Annotated in this window: 15 protein-coding genes; 2 read left to right on the forward strand and 13 right to left on the reverse strand. The window is 33.7% G+C overall.

Annotation, left to right across the window (positions count from 1 at the left end; all coding sequences use genetic code 11):
- Positions 1–144: 144 nt before the first annotated feature.
- From NK213_RS15345 to rapZ, 3 genes are read right to left on the reverse strand one after another with little or no spacing between them, the layout of a single operon-like run.
- Positions 145–1173, reverse strand: coding sequence for a hypothetical protein (locus NK213_RS15345; RefSeq protein WP_253350565.1), 1029 nt, complete (start codon positions 1171–1173; stop codon positions 145–147).
- Between the two features lie 15 nt (positions 1174–1188).
- Entirely contained in the window at positions 1189–2973 is a 1785-nt protein-coding gene (gene uvrC, locus NK213_RS15350; protein ID WP_253350567.1) for an excinuclease ABC subunit UvrC, read from the reverse strand.
- On the reverse strand, positions 2970–3833 hold the full coding sequence (gene rapZ, locus NK213_RS15355) for an RNase adapter RapZ (RefSeq protein ID WP_253350569.1): 864 nt from the start codon (positions 3831–3833) through the stop codon (positions 2970–2972). The genes uvrC and rapZ overlap by 4 nt, the downstream gene beginning before the upstream one ends.
- A gap of 253 nt (positions 3834–4086) precedes the next feature.
- On the opposite strand from rapZ, the gene NK213_RS15360 reads away from it, so the two are divergent.
- Together NK213_RS15360 and NK213_RS15365 are read left to right on the forward strand one after the other, a co-directional pair.
- A complete protein-coding gene (locus tag NK213_RS15360) occupies positions 4087–4587 on the forward strand; it encodes a DUF1439 domain-containing protein (protein WP_253350571.1) in 501 nt (166 codons plus the stop codon).
- A 191-nt stretch (positions 4588–4778) separates the two neighbouring features.
- Entirely contained in the window at positions 4779–5897 is a 1119-nt protein-coding gene (locus NK213_RS15365; protein WP_253350573.1) for a DNA glycosylase AlkZ-like family protein, read from the forward strand.
- Between the two features lie 54 nt (positions 5898–5951).
- On the opposite strand, the gene NK213_RS15370 is transcribed toward NK213_RS15365, so the two are convergent.
- The 10 genes from NK213_RS15370 to NK213_RS15415 all read right to left on the reverse strand — a co-directional run bounded on the left by NK213_RS15370 (position 5952) and on the right by NK213_RS15415 (position 20548).
- Positions 5952–6515 (reverse strand): YbhB/YbcL family Raf kinase inhibitor-like protein, encoded by a 564-nt coding sequence (locus NK213_RS15370; RefSeq protein ID WP_253350575.1) that lies wholly within the window; start codon positions 6513–6515, stop codon positions 5952–5954.
- A gap of 99 nt (positions 6516–6614) precedes the next feature.
- Positions 6615–6923, reverse strand: coding sequence for a helix-turn-helix domain-containing protein (locus NK213_RS15375; RefSeq protein ID WP_253350578.1), 309 nt, complete (start codon positions 6921–6923; stop codon positions 6615–6617).
- Positions 6924–6945: 22 nt separating this feature from the next.
- Positions 6946–7452 (reverse strand): DUF4274 domain-containing protein, encoded by a 507-nt coding sequence (locus NK213_RS15380; protein ID WP_253350580.1) that lies wholly within the window; start codon positions 7450–7452, stop codon positions 6946–6948.
- A 12-nt stretch (positions 7453–7464) separates the two neighbouring features.
- Entirely contained in the window at positions 7465–8817 is a 1353-nt protein-coding gene (locus NK213_RS15385; protein ID WP_253350582.1) for an MATE family efflux transporter, read from the reverse strand.
- 339 nt (positions 8818–9156) lie between these two features.
- Complete coding sequence (gene aspS, locus NK213_RS15390) at positions 9157–10950, reverse strand: aspartate--tRNA ligase (protein WP_253350599.1); 1794 nt, start codon at positions 10948–10950, stop codon at positions 9157–9159.
- Positions 10943–12187 (reverse strand): histidine--tRNA ligase, encoded by a 1245-nt coding sequence (hisS, locus tag NK213_RS15395; RefSeq protein ID WP_253350584.1) that lies wholly within the window; start codon positions 12185–12187, stop codon positions 10943–10945. The genes aspS and hisS overlap by 8 nt, the downstream gene beginning before the upstream one ends.
- A 280-nt stretch (positions 12188–12467) precedes the next feature.
- Complete coding sequence (locus NK213_RS15400) at positions 12468–13100, reverse strand: hypothetical protein (protein WP_253350586.1); 633 nt, start codon at positions 13098–13100, stop codon at positions 12468–12470.
- 335 nt (positions 13101–13435) lie between these two features.
- Entirely contained in the window at positions 13436–13786 is a 351-nt protein-coding gene (locus NK213_RS15405; protein ID WP_253350589.1) for a hypothetical protein, read from the reverse strand.
- Positions 13787–13805: 19 nt separating this feature from the next.
- Positions 13806–15326: a DUF4280 domain-containing protein gene (locus NK213_RS15410; RefSeq protein WP_371926445.1), complete on the reverse strand. Its 1521-nt coding sequence runs from the start codon at positions 15324–15326 to the stop codon at positions 13806–13808.
- A 293-nt stretch (positions 15327–15619) separates the two neighbouring features.
- Positions 15620–20548 carry an autotransporter domain-containing protein gene (locus NK213_RS15415; protein ID WP_253350597.1) on the reverse strand — a complete coding sequence of 1643 codons (4929 nt, stop codon included), beginning with the start codon at positions 20546–20548 and terminating at the stop codon, positions 15620–15622.
- Positions 20549–20657 lie beyond the last annotated feature (109 nt).

Consider the following 20657-nt stretch of genomic DNA (forward strand, 5'->3'; position numbering starts at 1 on the left):
AAGGTAATATCTTCATTTGCTACTACCTTGCCCCCTAAAAATTCCTTACGTATATTTTCCATCTCCAGGATATATTCCGATTTTTCGCTTTCCTGTGCCGTACCCGTTTCTTTTTCAATATTCATAGCCATATCAGGATCCTTTCTAGTAAAAAAAGTCATTTATATTATATTTTATATCATAATCTCTCAGATTCTTCACATCTGTTTTTATGAGTTTAACATCTATCTTGTAGTTTGGAAAATAATAAAAAGATTCTCTCCCGTTCATAAAAATAACTGTATTTTCCTCATTATACGTATAACCGTGATAAAGATTATTATCAAGCAGAAGTATTCTTCTTTTTAATTTTATCTGTTTCTGTGCCAGTTCTTCTATCGCACGGGAATCAAAATTAGTAATATAAAGAGTTAACGGAATATCCGGAAACAAAGCCTGATCTTCTATTTTTGTAGATAATGCTATATCTTTTTCAAATTTATACATTACTTCATCTGAAAAATCTTTCAGATCAATGTCTTTATAGTCCTCTTTATAAAAATACTCCACAGGAGTTACTTTATATCGGTCTACCAGTCTCTTTCTTCCTTCGTTCAGCTCCTCTATAAGATTTTCCTTATCCAGTTCTGTATAAACATTAGATTCCACAAACCCTTTTTTCTCAAGTATTTTATAAAGCACAAAAATTTGTCTGTTTAGTTTTTCCTGATCTGTATCCATATATTCCTTGACTTTTATTTCTCTAGAAAGACTTTTCAAAAGTTCTGTCTGGTCATAAGTCAGCGAAGAAGCAGCCTCTTTTAATACTTCCTCACTTTTCAGGGTATTCCCGCTTTCTATTTCCAGAAAGTCGCTGTACATCTCTTTAGTTAATAATATCGAATATTTTTTATTATTTTTCTTTGTATAATCCAAAAATTCCGAAAAAGTTTTCAAAAAATTCATTTTTTCGTATAAATCACTGGGATAAACCGGTTCAAAAAGATAAAGCGTGTACTCTCCCGGAAGTATTTTTTCCTGTACTTGTTTCCCGTCTACATACAATGTAACGTTCTCAAATATAGGTTTCTCTTCCTCTTTTAATTTTATTTCAGACTTTATCCTGTCAAAGAGGCCTGCATAAGCCCCAATTGACAGAAATACAAAAACTAACATATAAATTGTTTTTTTCATTTCTCCTCCGTTTTTTTAACTCTCTTTTATTTTTATTGCAATATCTTCGGGAACTACTTTTTTCAGTTCTTCAAGACTTGCCTCTTTTATGTTCTTCATTGTACCGAATTTATTTATTAACTCTTTTTTACGCTTTGGTCCGATACCATATATATCATCAAGAAAACTTTTTACATTTCTTTTGCTTCTCAGCTTTCTGTGATAAGTAATACCGAATCTGTGAGCTTCATCTCTTATTCTCTGAAGTATTTTCAAAGCTTCGTCACTTTTGCTGAATATATACGGCTCAGTTTCCCTGCTCTTAAAAATTTCTTCTTCTCTCTTTGCTATACTTATTATATCTACCATGTGACTTTTGTCAATAGAATCTATTACCTCTGTTGCTACACCAAGCTGACCTTTCCCTCCATCTATCAGGATCAGATCGGGAAATTCTTCATCAGAAATCTTTGAATATCTCCTTGTAAGGGCTTCTCTCATCATATGAAAATCATCAGGGGTATCTTTTGTCTGTATTTTAAAATGTCTGTATTTTGACGTATCTGGATTACCATCTATTGCCACTGTCATGGCAGCTACAGCATCCTTTCCCTGAATATTCGATATATCAAAGCAGTCTATTCTTCTTGGGAGCTTTCTCAGGTTCAGCTCAAGCTTCAGCTTTGTGATCCCTTCTTCAAGTATTTTTTTCTGCTTAAAGTATTTCTCTACTTCTTCATGCAGATTCAGATAACCCATTTCCAGAAGTTGCTTTCTTCTGCTGTCTATTGACGGGAAATACAACTTTATTTCTTTATTTTTTTCTGCCTTTACCCATCCCTTTATTAATTCACTGTCTTCTTCATATTTTTTATCCAGAATTATATTTTTAGGAATATTTCTTTTCTCGTAATATGCAGTAAAGACCCTGTGAAACAGGTCATCTTCCTGAACATTTTCCAAAGACACATAAATATGGTTTTTATTTATTATTTTACCGTCTCTGATATCCAAAACGCATATAAAGGATTTTTCCCCTATCTGGTCAATAACAAATACATCTTCGTCTATCTCCCTGCTGTATTCAATCACCTGATTCTGGAGAAGTCTTTTCAGCGAGTTTATTTTTTCTCTTTCCCTTATTGCTCTCTCAAACTCCATATTTTCACTAAATTCTTTCATTCTTGTTTCAAGACTGCCGAGAATTTTGTTTTGCTGCCCTTTTAGAAAATTTTTAAAATTATTTACATTTTCATTATATTCAGCTGCGGAATCCTTAAATACACACGGCCCTGTGCAAAGGTTCATATAATACTTCAGACATGGTCTGTCATATTGCTTTTCCATATTTCTGTTGCAGTCCCTTATGGGAAATATTTTCAAAAGCGACTTTACAGCAAAATATATCCCCATAGGATAAGGTCCGAAATAGTCCGCATCTTTACTGTCTAATTTTTTGGTACTTCTTACTATTTCTATCTTTGGGAATGTTTCTTTGGTTATTTTTATATAAGGATAAGTTTTTTCATCCTTCAGCATTATATTATATTTCGGTTTATACTTTTTTATCAGATTATTTTCCAGAATAAGTGCCTCTACCTCATTCTGACATATAAAAAACTCAATGCTTCTTATATTTTTAACCAGTTCAAGTGTTTTTACAGTATGCGAGCTGATATTTTTGAAATACGACGAAACCCTGTTTCTTAGATTCTTCGCTTTTCCTACATATATTACCTTGCCTTTTTCATTTTTCATAATATATGTTCCGGGATTCAGAGGTATCTCGTTCAGCTTTACAGGAGGCTCTATATTAGTCATATGATCTCCTTTTCTCCCACTTCTCTGTGATAGTATGTTATTTTATAGTCAAATTTTTCACTTAATTCTTTATGAAGCTTATTTACATAAGAAACAGATCTGTGCTGCCCGCCCGAGCATCCTATTCCTATACGCAGATGTGCCTTTCCTTCCTCTTCATACTCGGGAATCAAATAAACAAGCATATCAAAAAGCATCTTATAAAACTTTTTACTTTCCTTGGAATCCACCACATAATTATATACATCTATATGATTTCCCGTTTTATTTTTCAGGTCTTCTATATAATAAGGATTTGGCAGAAATCTTAAGTCAAACATAAGATCCAAATCCAGAGGAATCCCGTATTTAAAACCGAAAGATGTAAGATTTATGCTTAATTTGGAAATATCCCTTGTATATTCTCTTTCCAGTATTTCATAAAGCTCTTTTGTACTAATATTACTTGTATCTATTACTGTATTTGCCTTTGGTTTTAACTTTTCTATGAGATGTCTTTCTTTTTTTATATTGCTCAAAAGAGTATCATAGACTTTCAAAGGATGCTTTCTCCTGCTTAGTTCATACCGGTTTAACAGAATATCATTTTTTGCATCAAGATAAATTACACTGTATTTTATCTTTTCTTCATCAAGAATATCCAGCTGCTCCTCGAATTTGCTTATTATTTCCATATCTCTTATATCTATACTCACGGCTATTTTATCCCGTTTTCCCTTGGTAAGAAATATTTGTCCTATATATTGAAATAACTGTATCGGAAAATTGTCTATACAGAAATATTCTCTATCCTCAAAAAATTTCAGTGTTACGGATTTCCCGGCACCGCTCATTCCTGTTATAATTATTAGTTCTCTCATCTAGTACCCTTTCTCATTTAAATTTTGTATATGAGTATTTTGAAACGGCAGAAGTATTTTGACATTGACCAGTTTTTATCCGCTGATATTCAAACCAGACAAAACGCTAGTGCCTTACTTTATGTTTTTCTTATATTTTAACAAATATTATATACTCACTCAAGTTTTTTTGTAAAACAACGCATTTTCTAAGGTATTTTAAAGATTTAGATGATATAATCACCATGTAAATTTCATGAGTTGAGGTGAATTGATGAAAAAGGTTTTAAATTTTTTATTTCTGGCGCTTTTTTTTATATTCGGATACGGTTTGTATTTATACATACAGCCCGAAGTAGGAATTCCGAACTTTCTTATCCAAATGTCGGTTAATAAGAAATTTCCTATAGAAAAAAGTTATGCTGTCGGCAAGATAAAACTTAGCCATCCAAAGACTACATTAAGCGGTGACACGTTAATTATAGAAGCAAAATATAAAAATCAGGCTGTCGGAGACAGTATCAGCGGTACTATGACATTCCAGACGCATGTTAAGTATGATTCAGTTGATTCAAAACTTTATCTTGATAAATTTGAACTGGTTAATGTTACCAAAGACGGGAAAGATATAGACATGCAGAAACACCCTATTATCAGAACAGCGTTAGGAGCTTCATTCAAAGGGCTGGAAAAAGAGCCTATTCTTGATCTGAACGATTTCTCTTTTGTAGAAGATATCAGGATTTCAGACGGAAAGTTTATAGTTTATAAGTAGATATAAAAATCCATATTTTGAAATAGTTTTCTATTCCATAGTATGGTTTTTTATTTTATAATTGTCTTTTTATTATATGTATGTTATTATTGGCTAAGAAAATTCATATTTTTTTATATTTTTTCAAATTCAAAAAAGAAATATTTTTTTACAAAATTTCTTTTTAGTAATAGAAAAGGAGAGAAAAATCTATGACAAAAGAAAAAATTATCTATCTGCGTCTTTTGAAAAACGGTCTTTTACGGCCTTTTGACTCAGTTCAGTCCTGTATTTATAATCTTATCGGCATACAGTCCCAGCATCAGCAGTTTGGTGAAATTTCCATTTTCAACAGAACAGATCCGGCCGCTGACCAGAATATATTAAAAAATTTATATTCCAGCCATGAAATAATAAAAACATGGGGTCAGAGAACTACTGTACATATGTACAGTATCAAAGACTGGACAAATATATCTGATATCTTTTTCGGCAATATTCCTGTAGTAAACAAATGCAGAAATGAAAATCCCGAAGAATTTGACCGTCTCCTTTCTCTTCTGGACGAAAAAGGAGAAGAAATGAAGATTCTTTCTAAAAAAGATATTCTGACTATTACTGAAAAAAGCAGCGGACACTTTTCTTTTGATAATAATGGACTTATGTACACTCTTATTATACAGTCTGCTTTATCGGGAATATTATTCGGGCTTCCCGAGATGCCTCACACTAAAAGTTTTATTCACTATAATAATGTAAATATAAAAAAATGGGAATTCAATAACGATCAGCAGACAGAAACCCTGAAAAATATCCTGCTTCGATATTTTACTTTCTATTCTCCCGCTACCCTTGCAGATTTCTGCCACTGGAGCGGTCTGAAAAAGTCTTTTGTAGAAAGTGTATTTAATGAAATAAAAAGTTCTCTTGAAGAATTTTCATTTGATAACAAAAAATATTATCTGCCAAAAAATGATGAAGACTATCTTTCTCTGAAAGACAGCAGCAGCTTTGATGACAATAAAGAAGTTCTTCTATTAGGTAAATTTGATCCTCTGTTTGTCTGTTACCGTCATAAAGACTGGATAGCCACACCGGCACAGGAAAAAGAAGTTTGGCGTACATCTGCAATAATAGAATCTGTTCTTCTTATAGGAAACAGGCTTTCAGGAACATGGCGCTACGAAACAAAAGGAAAAAATATGAATTTTAATTTTTTTATGTTTGAAAAAATCAGCACTTCTGAAAAGAAAAAAATAACTAAAAAGGCTGAGAATCTTGCTTTATTCCAAAATAAGAATATAAACGAAATCAATTTTTGCAGTTATTAAAAATGGAACCTTGAGAAAATATACAATATTTCTCCGGTTCCATTTTAAAATTTCTTACTTTTTATAAATTCCTTCCAAAACGCTTTCCCCTAAAACATGACCTTCCATTTTTTCATAAAGTTCATTCAGGTAGTAGCCTTTTTTCAAATCAAGCTTTTTATCCAAAGCATAAATAACAAATCTGTATTTATGATCTTTATCCGGCGGCATAGGCCCTCCGTAAAATGATGCTTCTTCGGCAGTAAATCCGCCCATGGCGCTTATCCAGCTGTTTAGTCCCTGAATAAGATCTGGATTGTTTCTGCTTTCATTTTCCGTGAGTTTTCTTTTCTCTGCTCCTATATCAGCCACACTCCAGTGTATCCACGTGAATCCTGTTACAGGTACAGCGTCCCTGTCTTCCATTATAATAACAAAACTTTTTGTTCCTTTGGGAGGGTCAGACCATTCCAGCGGAAGTGACCTGCTTCCCACACCCTTTATGTTATCGCTGCCTTTTCCGCCGTATTTCTCCTCTATAATATTATTTTTTATTCCTTCACTTTTTAAAATAAAATTTCCTTTACCAAAAATTAGTCCAGAAAATATCAGGCATATCAAAATTATATTTTTTTTCATATGTACATTCTCCTTTAATGATTTATTTTGCGCAGTAATTAAATATACCACATCAAAATCTTAAAGTGAATAACACACTTTTTTGTTAGTTATATAAATCTATGTAAGATACTCCCTGCCGTATTCCTGCATAAGCTTCAAAACAGGCAGTAAAGCCTCCCCTTTTTCAGTAAGATAATACTCTGTTTTCTTAGGATATACATCATATTCCAGTTTTCCTACAAAACCATCCTGTAACAAAGAATTCAAATGCTGTATAAGCATTTTCTCATTACATCCTTTTATATCATTTTTAAAGTCTTTTACCCTTTGTTTTCCCGTTCTCAAACGCCACAACAATATAGCAGTCCATTTTTTTGATATTACCTTTTGCGTGAGTTCCAAAGGGCAGGTATATACTATATCCATAAGTTCCCCTCTCATACCATTTTTATTTATACCATATTTTCAAAAAATTCTGCTCAGTCCCCGGAGTTTTTTCCAGAAAAATTTTCGGCACTTCGATATTTCTTTTTTTAAAAGCAGTTAATTCAATTTTTCCTATTTTAGGTTTATACGAAATATTTGCTTCAAAGTTATTATCCATAATCTTTTTATAAACCTTCTCCAGAAACCGCGTACCTTTATCAGCAGTAATTTTATTATATCTGATATTATTCTCATGTAAATAGCTGAGTCCTCCCTGAAAGTAAAATAAAAGCATTGCAGTTCCCAGATCACAGTGTGGATTATCAATAACAGCATTTTCAATGCATAACCTTCCCGATTCATAATTATATATTGTGTGATACTCCATATTATATGCAATAGTATGCAAAACCTCTGAATTCTCAATACCGCTTATTTTTTCATTTATTTCCTTACAGCTTTCAGAGTTCAGAATAAATTTAAATAGTTCTTTCAGTTCTTCATTTGTCATTCTTCCGCCTCTTTTCATTTACGGATTTTCCTAATGTTTTACAATACTTGTCAGATCATGCATCCACTTTCTTGACTTATATCTCCAGAAAGCAAATCCAAACTTAATAATTTCCTCAATATTAGCAAGTGCAACTACCTGATATACAGGAAGTTTCAGTACCATAGTACCTATGAATGCCACAGGAACAGCAAAAAATATCAGAAATACCGTATCCAGAATAAAGGCAACTTTGGTATCTCCTCCAGCTCTTAATATCCCTATTAATATTGTCCAGTTAAGCATTTTGAAAAATACCGCTACACCGAGAACCCTTATTACAAGCACTGTCATTCTGAGAACTTCAGGTTTTAAAGTATAAAATACAAGTCCGGGTTTTGCTATTATTTCCAGAAAACAAGCACATATTATGGAAAATACAAATGCAATTCTCATTATCTTCCTTGACATCTCCATTGCCCTCTGATGGTTACCCGCTCCTATTGCCTGCCCTATAATCACACTTGAAGCATTGGCAATCCCCATGAAAACTATAGTGGAAAAATTCAGCAGAAGTTCTCCGATCTGGACACTGGCCACCTGTTCTGTACCGGATTTCGCATATGCTATAGTAAGTGTAGCTGTACCGCATACCCATATTATTTCAGTAAGCAAAACAGGAGTTGATATTCTTATCATCGACATTATTATCCCTTTTGACAGCCCGAAATAAGTTTTGAGCTTTCCTCTCAGATAATAACCCCTTTTGTATATTAATAAAATATACATACATATCTCAAGTATTCTTGCAATAAGCGTCGCGTAAGCCGAACCATTAACCCCGAGAACAGGAGCACCCATTTTACCGTTTATAAGTATATAGTTCAGCACGACATTTATCATTACTGCAACAAATGATATTGCCAAAGGCTGAACAGTTTTCCCCATTGATCTTATAGACATAATAACTGCCATTGAAACAGCAGTCATAGGGTATGACAGACTTATTATCTTCAGATACTCCGAACCTATTCTTATTACTTCCGGATCATCTGAAAATATTCTTATTATAAATGCAGGAAAAAAATACCCCAGAAAGCTGAAAATTGAAAAAAAGAAAACTGCCAGCATAATCATAACAGCAAATATCTTCCTCAGTATTGCATAATCTTTCTTACCGTAAAACTGTGCCATAAAAATGGAACATCCGCTAAAAGCCCCGAATAATGTAATATTAAACACCATATAGTATTTATTGGCAAATCCCACTGAAGCAATTGCGGTCTCCCCCAGCCTTCCTATCATAAGATTATCTGCGAGATTCAGAGCTACGTTTAAAAACTGCTGGCATATTAATGGTAATGCTAACTTTATAAATACTCTGTAAAAATTTTCATTTTTCATTTTTCACCTTCCTTAATATTGAATTCCTCTATACAAATAAAAATTAACTATAAAGTCTCTTTTGGTATCGGCATACGCACTTCTCCTTCGAAACTTCTATAGTTAATATTTATAACTTACTTATTAAATTTTTTTATTTAATATCCAGCCTGCCGTTTCAAATGAATTTTTGGTCGCCTGAAAATCAGGTGGTAGCTATTTATATCCGCAACACAGGATCCGTATCATCTCAAAAGTATGACCGTGATTTATCTGAAATGGCAAATATAGGGATAACCCCATTAAGACTATGTTAGAACAAAAATTGTATAATTGATCACGCACAGGCCAGAAAATTTTTTAATTATCTTCTTTTGTTTCCTCTACATAAAGGCTTTTTAACAGCAGCTCTTCCTCAAGCTGTTTCTTATCCACAGCTGCCGGAGCCTCCATCATAAGATCCTGCCCTTTATTTGTTTTAGGAAACGGAATTACTTCTTTTATGGAATCTTCTTTCAGCATAGCCATAAGCCATCTGTCTACTCCGAATGCTATTCCTCCGTGAGGCGGCACTCCGTATTTCAATGCATTCAGGAAAAATCCAAATTTATCTTCTGCTTCTTCTTTACTTAAACCAAGCTTTTCAAAAATAATATCCTGTAGTTCCGAATCGTGGATTCTTATACTTCCTCCTCCGATTTCGTATCCGTTTAACACCATATCATAACTTAAAGTTCGTATTTTTTCAAGACTTTTATTTAAAAATTCTCTGTCTTCTTCTTTTATTGCTGTAAACGGATGGTGTGTAGACTTAAATCTTTCTTCTTCTTCACTCCATTCAAACATTGGAAAATCTATTACCCATAAAAAGTTGTCCTGTTCTGTATTTATAAAATTAAGTTCATTTCCTAATTTCAGTCTTAATGCACCAAGTGCATTATTTGTGATATCCTTGGTATCAGCTATTATCAAAGCTATACTTCCAGATTTCAATTCCAGTTTTTCTGCTATTTTGCTAAGCTCATCCCCGCTGAAAAACTTGGCTATAGGTGAAACTATTTCGTTATTTTCATCTATTCTTATGTGTGCCAGTCCTTTTGCCTTGAAATATGTCTTTGCGTAATTCTCAAGGTCACCGATATACTTTCTGCTGAACTTCTCAAGATTATCAGGTACTACTATTGCAGCTATCTTTCCTCCGCTTTCTGCTGTACCGGCAAATGCCTTAAATTCTGAATTTCTTACTTCTTCTGTAATGTCTATAAGCTCAAGACCGAATCTTGTATCAGGTTTATCAGAACCGAATCTGTCCATAGCTTCATAATAATCCATTCTTGGAAAATCATAATCTGCTTTCTTTCCTGTTACTTTCTCAAACACTATTTTAGCCATTTTTTCCATTTCACAAAGTATATCTTCCTGTGTTACAAAAGACATTTCTATATCCAGCTGTGTAAATTCCGGCTGTCTGTCAGCTCTCAGATCTTCATCTCTGAAACACTTGGCAAGCTGATAATATCTGTCCACTCCTGCTACCATCAGTATCTGCTTAAACAGCTGCGGCGACTGCGGAAGTGCATAAAAATCACCTTTATTTATTCTGCTGGGTACAATAAAGTCTCTTGCTCCCTCAGGAGTTGCCTTGGCAAGTACAGGTGTATCTATATCAAGAAATCCTTTATCTGTAAGATAATCTCTCATAGCTTTTAACATTGTATTTCTTTTTCTCAGATTATTAAGCATCTTAGTTCTTCTTAAGTCAAGATATCTGTATTTCAGTCTCATATCTTCACCAAGATTAGTTATATTATCATTTATTGCAAACGGAAGCTGCAATGATCTGCTCAGAATATCTATAGTATCAGCAGCTACTTCTATATCACCTGTCGGCATATCCTTATTCTTGCTGCTTCTCTCCCTTACAGTCCCGGTAACTTTTATTACGTCTTCGTTATTCAGTGATTTTGTCTTTTCAAATAATCCTTCGGGAGAATTTTCTTTATCTATTATTACCTGTGTTATTCCTTCCCTGTCTCTTAAAACCAGAAATAAAAAATGGTTCATATCTCTTACATTTGCAACCCATCCGGATAAAACTACTTTTTCTCCGGCATTTTCTATTCTAAGCTGGCCTAAATTATGCGTTCTATACATCTCCATTTACCCTTTCTATGACTTTTTCAATTTCAAGTTTTTCCTGTTCACCTGTATCAAAATTCTTCAGTACTGCCTTATTCTCGTTTTGCTCATCTTCTCCTATTATTATAACATATTTTGAGCTTAATTTTCCTGCTTTTTTCATTTGTGCCTTAAAACTTTTCGTTTCATAGTCAAAATCAACTTTTATATCATTTTCTCTCAAAGTTTTTATAACATTTAGTGTATATTCTTTTGTTTCGGGAAAATAAACCACATATACAGGTTTTTCCTCCTCTTTCATTCCTGATTCGTCCATTAGAAGTGCTATTCTTTCAGTTCCCGCAGCGAACCCTATTCCCGGCATCTGTACATCACCAAGTATTTCCAGAAGTTTGTCATATCTTCCTCCTGCAAGTACAGTTGACTGTGCACCGAGATTCTCAGACTTTATTTCAAAAACCGTATCCGAATAATAATCCAGCCCACGTACAAGTCTGTGATTTTCTACATAATTTACGCCGAACATTTCCAGATATTTTTTTAATTCATTATAATAGTTTCTGCTTTCTTCGTCCAGATAATCTTTTAGAAGCGGAGCATTTTTGTATTGTTCCTGACATGTTTCCGACTTACAGTCCAGTACTCTCAAAGGATTCTTGGCATATCTCGTTTTACAGTTATCACACAGTTTATCCAGTCTTTCTTCTATGAATTTTTTCAGTTCTGCTGTATATCTCTGTCTTGAAGCACTGTTTCCAAGACTGTTTATTTCCACTGTCAGATTTTTTATCCCGACTTTCTCAAGGAATTCACAGCCCATTTTTATTACGTCAGCATCAAGAAAAGGATCTCTTATTCCGAAAACTTCTGCTCCCACCTGATGAAATTCTCTGTATCTCCCTTTCTGCGGAGCCTCATATCTGTACATAGGCCCGTAATAGTACCATTTTACCACAGGATCAGACTTATATAATCCTCCTTGCAGATAGGCCCTTACCACACCGGCTGTTCCTTCCGGACGCATAGTGATGCTTCTTCCTGCTTTATCAGAAAAAGTATACATCTCCTTAGATACTACGTCAGTTTCTTCTCCTACTCCTCTTTCGAATAATTCTGTCTCTTCTACAATGGGAGTAATTATTTTCTCAAATCCATACTTTGAAAAAACATTTCTTGCGCTATCTATAATATAATCATATTTTTTCACATCTTCGAAATATCTGTCTTTCATACCCTTCAATACTTTTATCATTTTTTCTCCATTCTGCAAACAATATATCTTACCTTATATTTGATTTTCTTAATTATAATATCATTATATCTGACTTTTTTCAAAATTTTTTGTATATTGGTATTCTGTATTTAATATTTCTTATATTATATCATATTTATACAGACTTTGTCTCTTTTTCTCGGGAATTTCATAAACATATTCTGATTTTTCCCAAAATTTATATTAATACTGATTTTTTATATTTTTCCTTTTCAATCGAAATTAAAAACAGGATTTCACACCCTGTTTTACTGTATTTCTATTCTTTTATAAAGTAAACTGCTTTTTCTCTGTTGTCTATTTCTACATTTAAATTCAATCCGTATTCACTTCTCAGTTTTTCAAAAGAAATACCGTATCCCCTTGGATTCCCGCAGCTCACGCCATTTCTTCTTTTGGAACAAATCCAGAAACTAAACGACTTAAACTCCGGATCTGTCTTATTCGGTCCCAGCGTAATTGTTCCGCTTTTTCCTCTGTAATTAATATTTACTATTTCAATTTCTTCTTTTTTATGTAAATTTATTTCTTTTTCCACTTCTTCAATCTTCACAGGACTATCTTCGGAATAGCTCATTTTCAGAATTCCGTCATAAAATTTTGAATCTGTATTTTCAATTTTATAATTAGAATTGGCAAGTAAAAACATTTCTTTTATTTCATGTCCGTAATTCCAGTGTTTGCTTAATCCCAGCAGAATATAATTATTTCCTGTTATTCTGTCTCCCACAAGCTGGACTTGACCATCTATCTTATACACTTTACCGTTATCCTTTAACATAAAAACATAATCGGAATACAGATAATTCTTATATCTGAAACTCCCTAAAAATGCATAATAAGCTGCTCCTGTTATTGCTAATACAAACAATACCCCCAAAAACTTCTTCATTAATTTTCTCCTTATATTTCAAGTATCTCAGCATATGTTAACATTATACAAAAAATAATTCAATATAAAAAAATTTTAAGGTTTCTAATCCACTCTTGTTTACTCTATGTCAAGTTAAGAATGGGCAATACAATACTTTTCTGTTTCATTCCTAATATTCAAGTTCTTTTCTAAAAATTCTTTCAACATGTCTCTTACTCATCTTTTATAATATACAACCTGTTCATACCAGATTATACTACACTTTATTATCTTAAACAGAGTTTAGACTAAAATGTAATCTAATATTTTTTCGAGATAATTAGATATCTCATTTAAATTAAACTCTGTTCCATCTAAAATGCAAAATTTATTTCAGTTTCTCTCTCTATTGCCTCTTGAAATAACTTTTTGATTTGTGTACTATATTCATCATTAAATTCATCGTGTCTATTTATTGCCTCAAGAACTTTTTTCATATCTTCAACATTATCAATCACTTCTTCTTCATACTCATCAATAATAACATTTGCTACATTATTAATTAAATGAAATAATCCCTTATTCCAAAGATAATTCATTTCATCTTCTGTCATAAGTAAGTATTTAGATTTATCTCTTACTTCGTTATAATCAATAGCATAATATAATTTTTCCTGATCCTCCTTAGTTAAAGGTACATATATCCAATATTGTCTATTATTCATTTTTTCCTCACTTTCTATATTATTTATCATCTAAATTATCAATATTTAAAAAATGGGTTAATCTTTTATACTCTTGTGGGGATGTTCCCTGTTTTGTTCCCCTCTCAGTTATAAACTCATATGGATTATTACCATTCATTTGTAAATAACGTACTTTTTTACTTGGAACACTTTTATCCTCAATTCTAAAATAATTCCCCTTATAATCGTACACCACTTGTATATCTGTCTCTGTATTTAAAAACATAACTTTACTTTTTTGCTGATTATGATATTCAACGGGATTCTCCCCAGCAAATATTTCAACTGCTTCCTGTAGACTTGATTTTTCCCATTGCTCAGCATAATCCTTTGCTCTTGAAGCACCATCTCTTACAGGTTCTTTTTCAAGCTTTACTTTACCTGTTTTTACTTTTCCCTTCATTGACATGCTTAAAGCTTTTACCATTTGATAATATCCATACATTTCATTATATGCAGACATTCCGTCATTCGCAGTTTTTCTTAACATATACGCTGCCTTACCATCATCACTCATCGAATCTACTATTTTCATTGATTCCGCTGGATCATAAGTTGTATAGCCACCAGCATATGCTGCCTGTAATGGATCATGCCCTAACATTCCAGAGAGCATTTTCTTATTCTGACAATCCATTCCCTTTTCCCAAAGTTCTGTTATCCCTTCCGAACTTGTTCCTCTGTTAAAAAAATCTCCTATTGTCATATCAGGAAGCACTGAACGGATATCCCTAACCTTTGTTTCTACATAATAAACTCCTAGAAATACTGGATTTATCAGTCCCAAATGTAAAGGCACTTTTCTTGATCCTAAATCAACTTTATTGGGATTTTCCTGCATTTTAACATATACATCCCTTAAATTTACATTTTTAATATCTTCCCAGTTATTTACCCCATAAGTCTGTTTACTTCTCTGTAATTGTGCAAGTTTCTCCTTCGGATTATAACCTGTCTGCATATACATGTATGAATTTCCTGTATTATTTCTTTCCATATCCCTTACTGCATTTCCTAACCTGTTTTCCTCATTTTCAAAATATTCTGTCATTGCTCCATCAAATATTTCAATTAAAGATTTTACAGCCATATCAGATAAATTTTCAATATTATCTTTCATCTGTTCCACCATGTCTGCAAAATCTCCAAATAATTCTGCCATCGCAGAAGCATATTCAACTTGTTTACTGTCGAAAACTGTTATCTTTCCGCCATATGCACAAAAACAATAACTATCTTCTAGTAATGCCTCACTTCCTGCAAACCTCACTTTTGAATAAGTTTCGAACCAAATTAAAAACTGACCATATAAATCTGATTCCATTTTACAATTACCCATAATACTACAGCTGCCAAATGATTTAATATGTTTTCCTGCTATATTATCTGCCTGACTAGCTACATGATATCCTTGTAATTTAATGTTTTTAGGTGATACTTCAAACTTACTTTCAAATTCTCCCTTATCACAGATAAGCTCACTTCCAAGAATTAAATACTCCTTATTTTCTCTACTGATTAAAACTCACCTCTTTTCAGTTTACCCCAAAATTAAATTATAGAAAATAAATATACCATAAATTAAAATAAATTACAATTTTTTTCATTTAATAACTAATAAAAAATAATATTACTAAAATAATCATATGTATTATTTTTTTATTTCAAAAGTATATTTTCTTGAAACCCTCCCATTTCAATTTTTATCTTTTTTACATTAATATTACCAAGAAAAAAGCTGCCCCCTGACAGAGCAGCCAAAATTCCTTATATTTAAATTTTACAACAATCCCGTATTTTTATGAATTCACCTTAAAACACAGCCTTCAACGTAACTCCGGCCCTGTAATCATTTTCCTTGCTGCTTCCGGCCATATACTCCCCATTCAAAAATACTCCGTATCTTTCCTCTATTTCCATTCCAATCAGTGCTTTTCCCCTGAATGAGCCTTTCTCTCTCTCAGGTTTTGCGAGATCATGGTAATTTGTCTCTATAGCTGTTAATTTAGCCTGTTCTTTCTCATTTAGATCAAGAAACTCATATTCATAGGCAAAATCCAGTTTCCCTTTTAATTTCCATTCACTTTTTCTTCCCAAAGGTACTGAAGTATCTACCTCTATTCCTGCTCTCGGCTTTACACTCCATGCATCATTTCCATGCACTTTTACAGATTCAAGTCCTTTTTCAGTAAATGAAGGTCTTGTTACATACATTGCCCTAAAGGCCCCGTATGGAATCAACGATACTTTCTTCCCTGTTCTTACCTCTTTACCTAATACATTATCACTTGTCATACTGTATGTTTCATAGAGTCCGTTCATTTCCGATCTTCCTGTTTCAGACCAGACTATATTTCTGTCTATATTGTGAAATCCTATTCTTCCTGTGAGGTCATTACGAAGTCTCCATCCATCTGCCTTGTACTTATTATGAATCCCAATCTGTACTGTATCTACCCGCTCTTCACTATTATTTCCATCCTGAAATTCAAATCCTGTATGCAGATACCCAAGTGAATACCCAAATGTATGCTTATATGTCCTTTCCACTTCTCTTAATGCCAGTACTCCTGCAGTTGTGTAATCATAACTTTCCACACCGGCTGTCTTTTCCGTAGTTCTCCCTTTTCCGGCTATTACATTTATCTTTACACTTTCCTTTGTAGTATTTACAGAATCAGACATGAGTTCCGCAGACTGCTCAAAAGCCCTTGCCACATCTTCTTCTCTCTGATTTATATTAGCGTATACACTTCCTCCGAGACTTGCCATTACATGTCTGAAGTCATCTTCCGAAGTTATAAGGTCGATTTTATCATATATAATTCCGGCATTACCGTCTGCCCCGTAGTAATTTTTATCCAGAGCCTGTGCAAGTCCGTCAAACCACAGTCCTTTTGCAAAGTCATGATAAGCCAGCTTTTTCATATATATACTTGTATTTCGTTCTTCATCTTCCTCGGAAACTGCTTCCCATGTAAACGAACTGCTTACCACAGAAAGCTTATTTCCCAAAACAGTCAGACTTCCGGCTTTAAATACATTTTCCAGTTTATACACATTAGCATTTGTCCCCTGAGTAAAATCAGGAAGAATTTTTATTGTATCAGTCACCTTTATGCTGTCAGCAAGAATACTAACACTGTCCAGTGTAAAATCCACTCCTGAAAGTACAGACTTTTGTATAGTATCAATATTTGGTTTTATTGAAATTTTCATGCCCAAAGCATCAAATTCACCATTTACTTTTATTATTCCGGCATTTACCAATTCAGGAATTTCATAATTGCTCTGTGATGATGTCATTCTTGCACCGTCTGAAAAATTTATTGTTCCGCTGTTAATAATTTTACTTACCGGAGCTGTGATTCCCGCAGAATTTTTGCCTGATACATTAATCGTTCCTTTATTTTCTACAGTTACATTTTGTGTGGAATAAATTCCCGCAGCATTTTCACCCTCTACGCTTATTATTCCTTCATTTGTGATTTTACCGGAATTTATTCCTGCAATTCCTATTACATTATCACCATAAAGTGATATAGTTCCGTAATTAATTACTCCTGAACCGCTGTCAGAATAAATACCAACAGCACCATTTCTGGAAGATGTTATATTCCCGTGATTCTCAGCAGCAGTCTGATTATTCATAACATATATTCCCACTGTATTTTCACCTAGGTTTATGTCTCCATAGTTTTTAACCGTTGAATTATTCCCCAGAATTGCAATTGAATATCTGCTCCCTGCACTGTCAATTCCTTCAGAAGCCGAATAAATAATATCCGAATCCCCTGTTGAAATATCACCGTTATTAAGAATGCTTCCTCCCTCATTGTAAATCCCTATATTACCTTTACCTGATATCACAGTAATATCACCGGCATTTTTTACAGTGCCGCCTCCTATGGTATAAATCAACACATTTTCTGAGCCGTCTATCTGTATATCTCCGCTGTTTGTAATTGTCCCCGCTCCTGAACCGTAAATCAACACATTGTTGCCGTGTAAAGTCAGAGCAGCTGTATTATCTAATCCCGATCCCGATTCAAGTACAAAACCAAAACTTCCTTTTCCTATTTCAATATTTTCAGAATGATTCTCTACCAATGCATTATCTATGGCATAAATACCTGATGCAGAATCAGTCCCTGTTTTTATTATTCCTGTATTAGAAATTAACACATTCCCGCCGGCTGTGAATATCCCTATCCCGCCGGCTCCTGTTTCCAAAATCCCGTTTCCTGTTATACTTCCGCCTTTACTGTATATTCCCGCGGAATTTTTTCCTGTACTTATCTTACCGTTATTAACTATTGTATTTTTCTTATTATCATTATAGATTCCCACACTTAATATTTCATTATCAGCAGAATCCCCGATGGTAATCTCGCCGCTGTTATCTACATTCTGTATCCCTGAACCTTTTACATAAATTCCTGCTGACTTCATACCGGCTAAGCTGATCATTCCTTCATTCTTTATAAACGAAGAATTCCCGCCGTTATAATCAGAGTATATTCCTGCCGAAGAATTTGAATTTCCCGATATCGTCCCGTTATTTACAGAAGAAGTGAATTTTCCTTCTTTTATATATATTCCTTTGGAATTTTCCCCTATTGTGATTTTTCCGCTATTTAATAAATTATCAACATTTTCCCCGAACATAGCCGCAGAATTTTTATGAACTTCTATATTTCCTGTATTTAAAGAACCCGCACCATTTTTGGCATAAAGTCCTGCTGAATTATCCTGTAATATCACAGTTCCTTTATTTACCAGTTCCACATCAGACGAAATTTCTTTTCCGGTAAATATAAACAGTTCATTTCCAAGGTACTTCCCGCCTGCGAATCCTGCTATATTATTTCCATCTGCTGTAATAACTGCATTTTCATCAAATAATATCACGGAATTCTCTCCTGCTGCAAGTATACTCTTATTACTCAGCATTGTTTCATTACTAAAGTAAAAACCGGAATTTTTCATATTTCCGCCTGTATAATTACCGTTCCCAGAAACTTTAGCCATGTCAAAATTAATAAATGAATTTGCAGGAGTCAAAGAAACCAGATTAAATAAGATATTATTATTTCCGTTTACATTAAAAATTATTGTTCCTGATAAATCTGAATTTCCGGCAAGATCCACTCCGGCTGAATTATTACCGTTTAAAACAATTTCTATATCATTCATAACAGCATTGCTGCTGTCCAGATATATTCCCGTACTTTCACTGCCTGCGATAACCTGCCCTCGTCCATTAAGTACCGATCTCTTACTATATATCCCTGTTCCCTTTTTTGCTCCTGAAATATCTATTACAGAATTTTCTCCAAGTGTTACTGCAGAATCTGATGTCAAAATATCTGCATTACTGTTATCCGAGTATATTCCCGCTCCTTTTTCTGCACCATTTACTTTTATAATTCCGTCATTTATTATTTCTATCTTTTTATTTCCATAATCCGGTGTTTCCGATGTTAATAAATTAGTCCCGTAAATTCCCACACCATTATTACCAGCCTCTATATAACCTGTATTTTTTATCTGAGAACCATTCCCGCCGAGAAGCCCTATTGAATTATCACCGGAAACAATCAAAACACCGTCATTTGTAATAATCCCAAAATCCATTATTATCCCAACCGAGTTTTTCCCGCTTAATAATATTGTCCCGTTATTTCTGACTGTTACTTCATCACGTCCCGAAGTTCCTGTATAATTTTTCTGTGCCGCAGCATAAGTATCATCAGCAGAGCCTGACATTATCACTCCTGATTCTATTTTCACCTTAGATGACAAATACTCTGTTCTGTTATATGTATCCCCTGTATCATCCAGGTTTACATTCTGATCTACTGCAAGATTTCCTCTGACTGCCGAATATATTTTATAATCCTGTCCCTGTATCTGTACTTTTGAAGATGGAATCAGAGCTTCTATTATATCTGCTCCTGATTGACTGAGATTTACTGCTGAATCTGATCCTTTCAAAATAAACAATGCAGAATTACTATCTGTCATATTCAGGTTCAAAACGCCGTTCCCTGTAAAAATGCTGTTTATGAAACCTGTTATATCTGAAAGACCTCCTCTTAGATAAAATGCTGTTCCTCCCGAGTTCACCTCCGCATTAGCTGTTCCTGTGATCTTTACATGACCTGTTGATACATTTGTCCATGCATCTGCATATGTATAAAATAATAAACCGCTGTCATTTGCCGTAAGTGAAGTCCCTGTGAGATTAACAGCTGCATTTTCTCCTGTATATAGATTTACGGCACCATTGGAAGATACTATTTTTCCTCCGTTCAAATTTGTCTTATTGTTATTTTTTGCACTGTATACTCCTATAGACTGGTTTCCGCTCACATTTATAATACCTGAATTCATATTGAAGCTTCCCGCATTATATACCCCGGCTGCTTTATCTCCGCTCACTGTTACATTTCCGCTGTTAGTTCCCGAAGCCTCGGCACTTGAACTGCTGCTGCCCAAGACTGCTATTCCCTGAGATTTACCGCTATTCACAATTATTGTTCCTGAATTTACCAAATTTCCGCCGTTAGCAGCCAGAAGTCCTGTTGTCTGTTCCAGATTTTTCCCTATTGTTATTACAGCTTTATTTTCCACAAATGTTTTTTTACTTCCGAGATTATTATAATCATTTGCCATCATTATAATATTTTCTGTAGAATTATTTGTCTCATTTGTGTTATCTGCGTTTATATCAGTCATAAGAACCATACCATATTTATCTGTTCTTATAATGTACTTATGTCAATAATGTGGACACATTTATCTTGTCTATTATGAAATTTTTTTCAAATATTCTTTAGGAGATAAA

This window comes from Sebaldella sp. S0638, assembly GCF_024158605.1.
GTDB lineage: Bacteria > Fusobacteriota > Fusobacteriia > Fusobacteriales > Leptotrichiaceae > Sebaldella.

Coding starts and splice junctions, on each gene's coding strand:
- NK213_RS15375 (WP_253350578.1), bottom strand. CDS start 6,923: ATGGATATAGTATATACCTGCCCTTTGGAACTCACGCAAAAGGTAATA.
- uvrC (WP_253350567.1), bottom strand. CDS start 2,973: ATGACTAATATAGAGCCTCCTGTAAAGCTGAACGAGATACCTCTGAAT.
- NK213_RS15365 (WP_253350573.1), top strand. CDS start 4,779: ATGACAAAAGAAAAAATTATCTATCTGCGTCTTTTGAAAAACGGTCTT.
- NK213_RS15370 (WP_253350575.1), bottom strand. CDS start 6,515: ATGAAAAAAAATATAATTTTGATATGCCTGATATTTTCTGGACTAATT.
- NK213_RS15405 (WP_253350589.1), bottom strand. CDS start 13,786: ATGAATAATAGACAATATTGGATATATGTACCTTTAACTAAGGAGGAT.
- rapZ (WP_253350569.1), bottom strand. CDS start 3,833: ATGAGAGAACTAATAATTATAACAGGAATGAGCGGTGCCGGGAAATCC.
- NK213_RS15400 (WP_253350586.1), bottom strand. CDS start 13,100: ATGAAGAAGTTTTTGGGGGTATTGTTTGTATTAGCAATAACAGGAGCA.
- aspS (WP_253350599.1), bottom strand. CDS start 10,950: ATGTATAGAACGCATAATTTAGGCCAGCTTAGAATAGAAAATGCCGGA.
- NK213_RS15360 (WP_253350571.1), top strand. CDS start 4,087: ATGAAAAAGGTTTTAAATTTTTTATTTCTGGCGCTTTTTTTTATATTC.
- NK213_RS15345 (WP_253350565.1), bottom strand. CDS start 1,173: ATGAAAAAAACAATTTATATGTTAGTTTTTGTATTTCTGTCAATTGGG.
- NK213_RS15385 (WP_253350582.1), bottom strand. CDS start 8,817: ATGAAAAATGAAAATTTTTACAGAGTATTTATAAAGTTAGCATTACCA.
- hisS (WP_253350584.1), bottom strand. CDS start 12,187: ATGATAAAAGTATTGAAGGGTATGAAAGACAGATATTTCGAAGATGTG.
- NK213_RS15380 (WP_253350580.1), bottom strand. CDS start 7,452: ATGAAAAGAGGCGGAAGAATGACAAATGAAGAACTGAAAGAACTATTT.
- NK213_RS15415 (WP_253350597.1), bottom strand. CDS start 20,548: ATGACTGATATAAACGCAGATAACACAAATGAGACAAATAATTCTACA.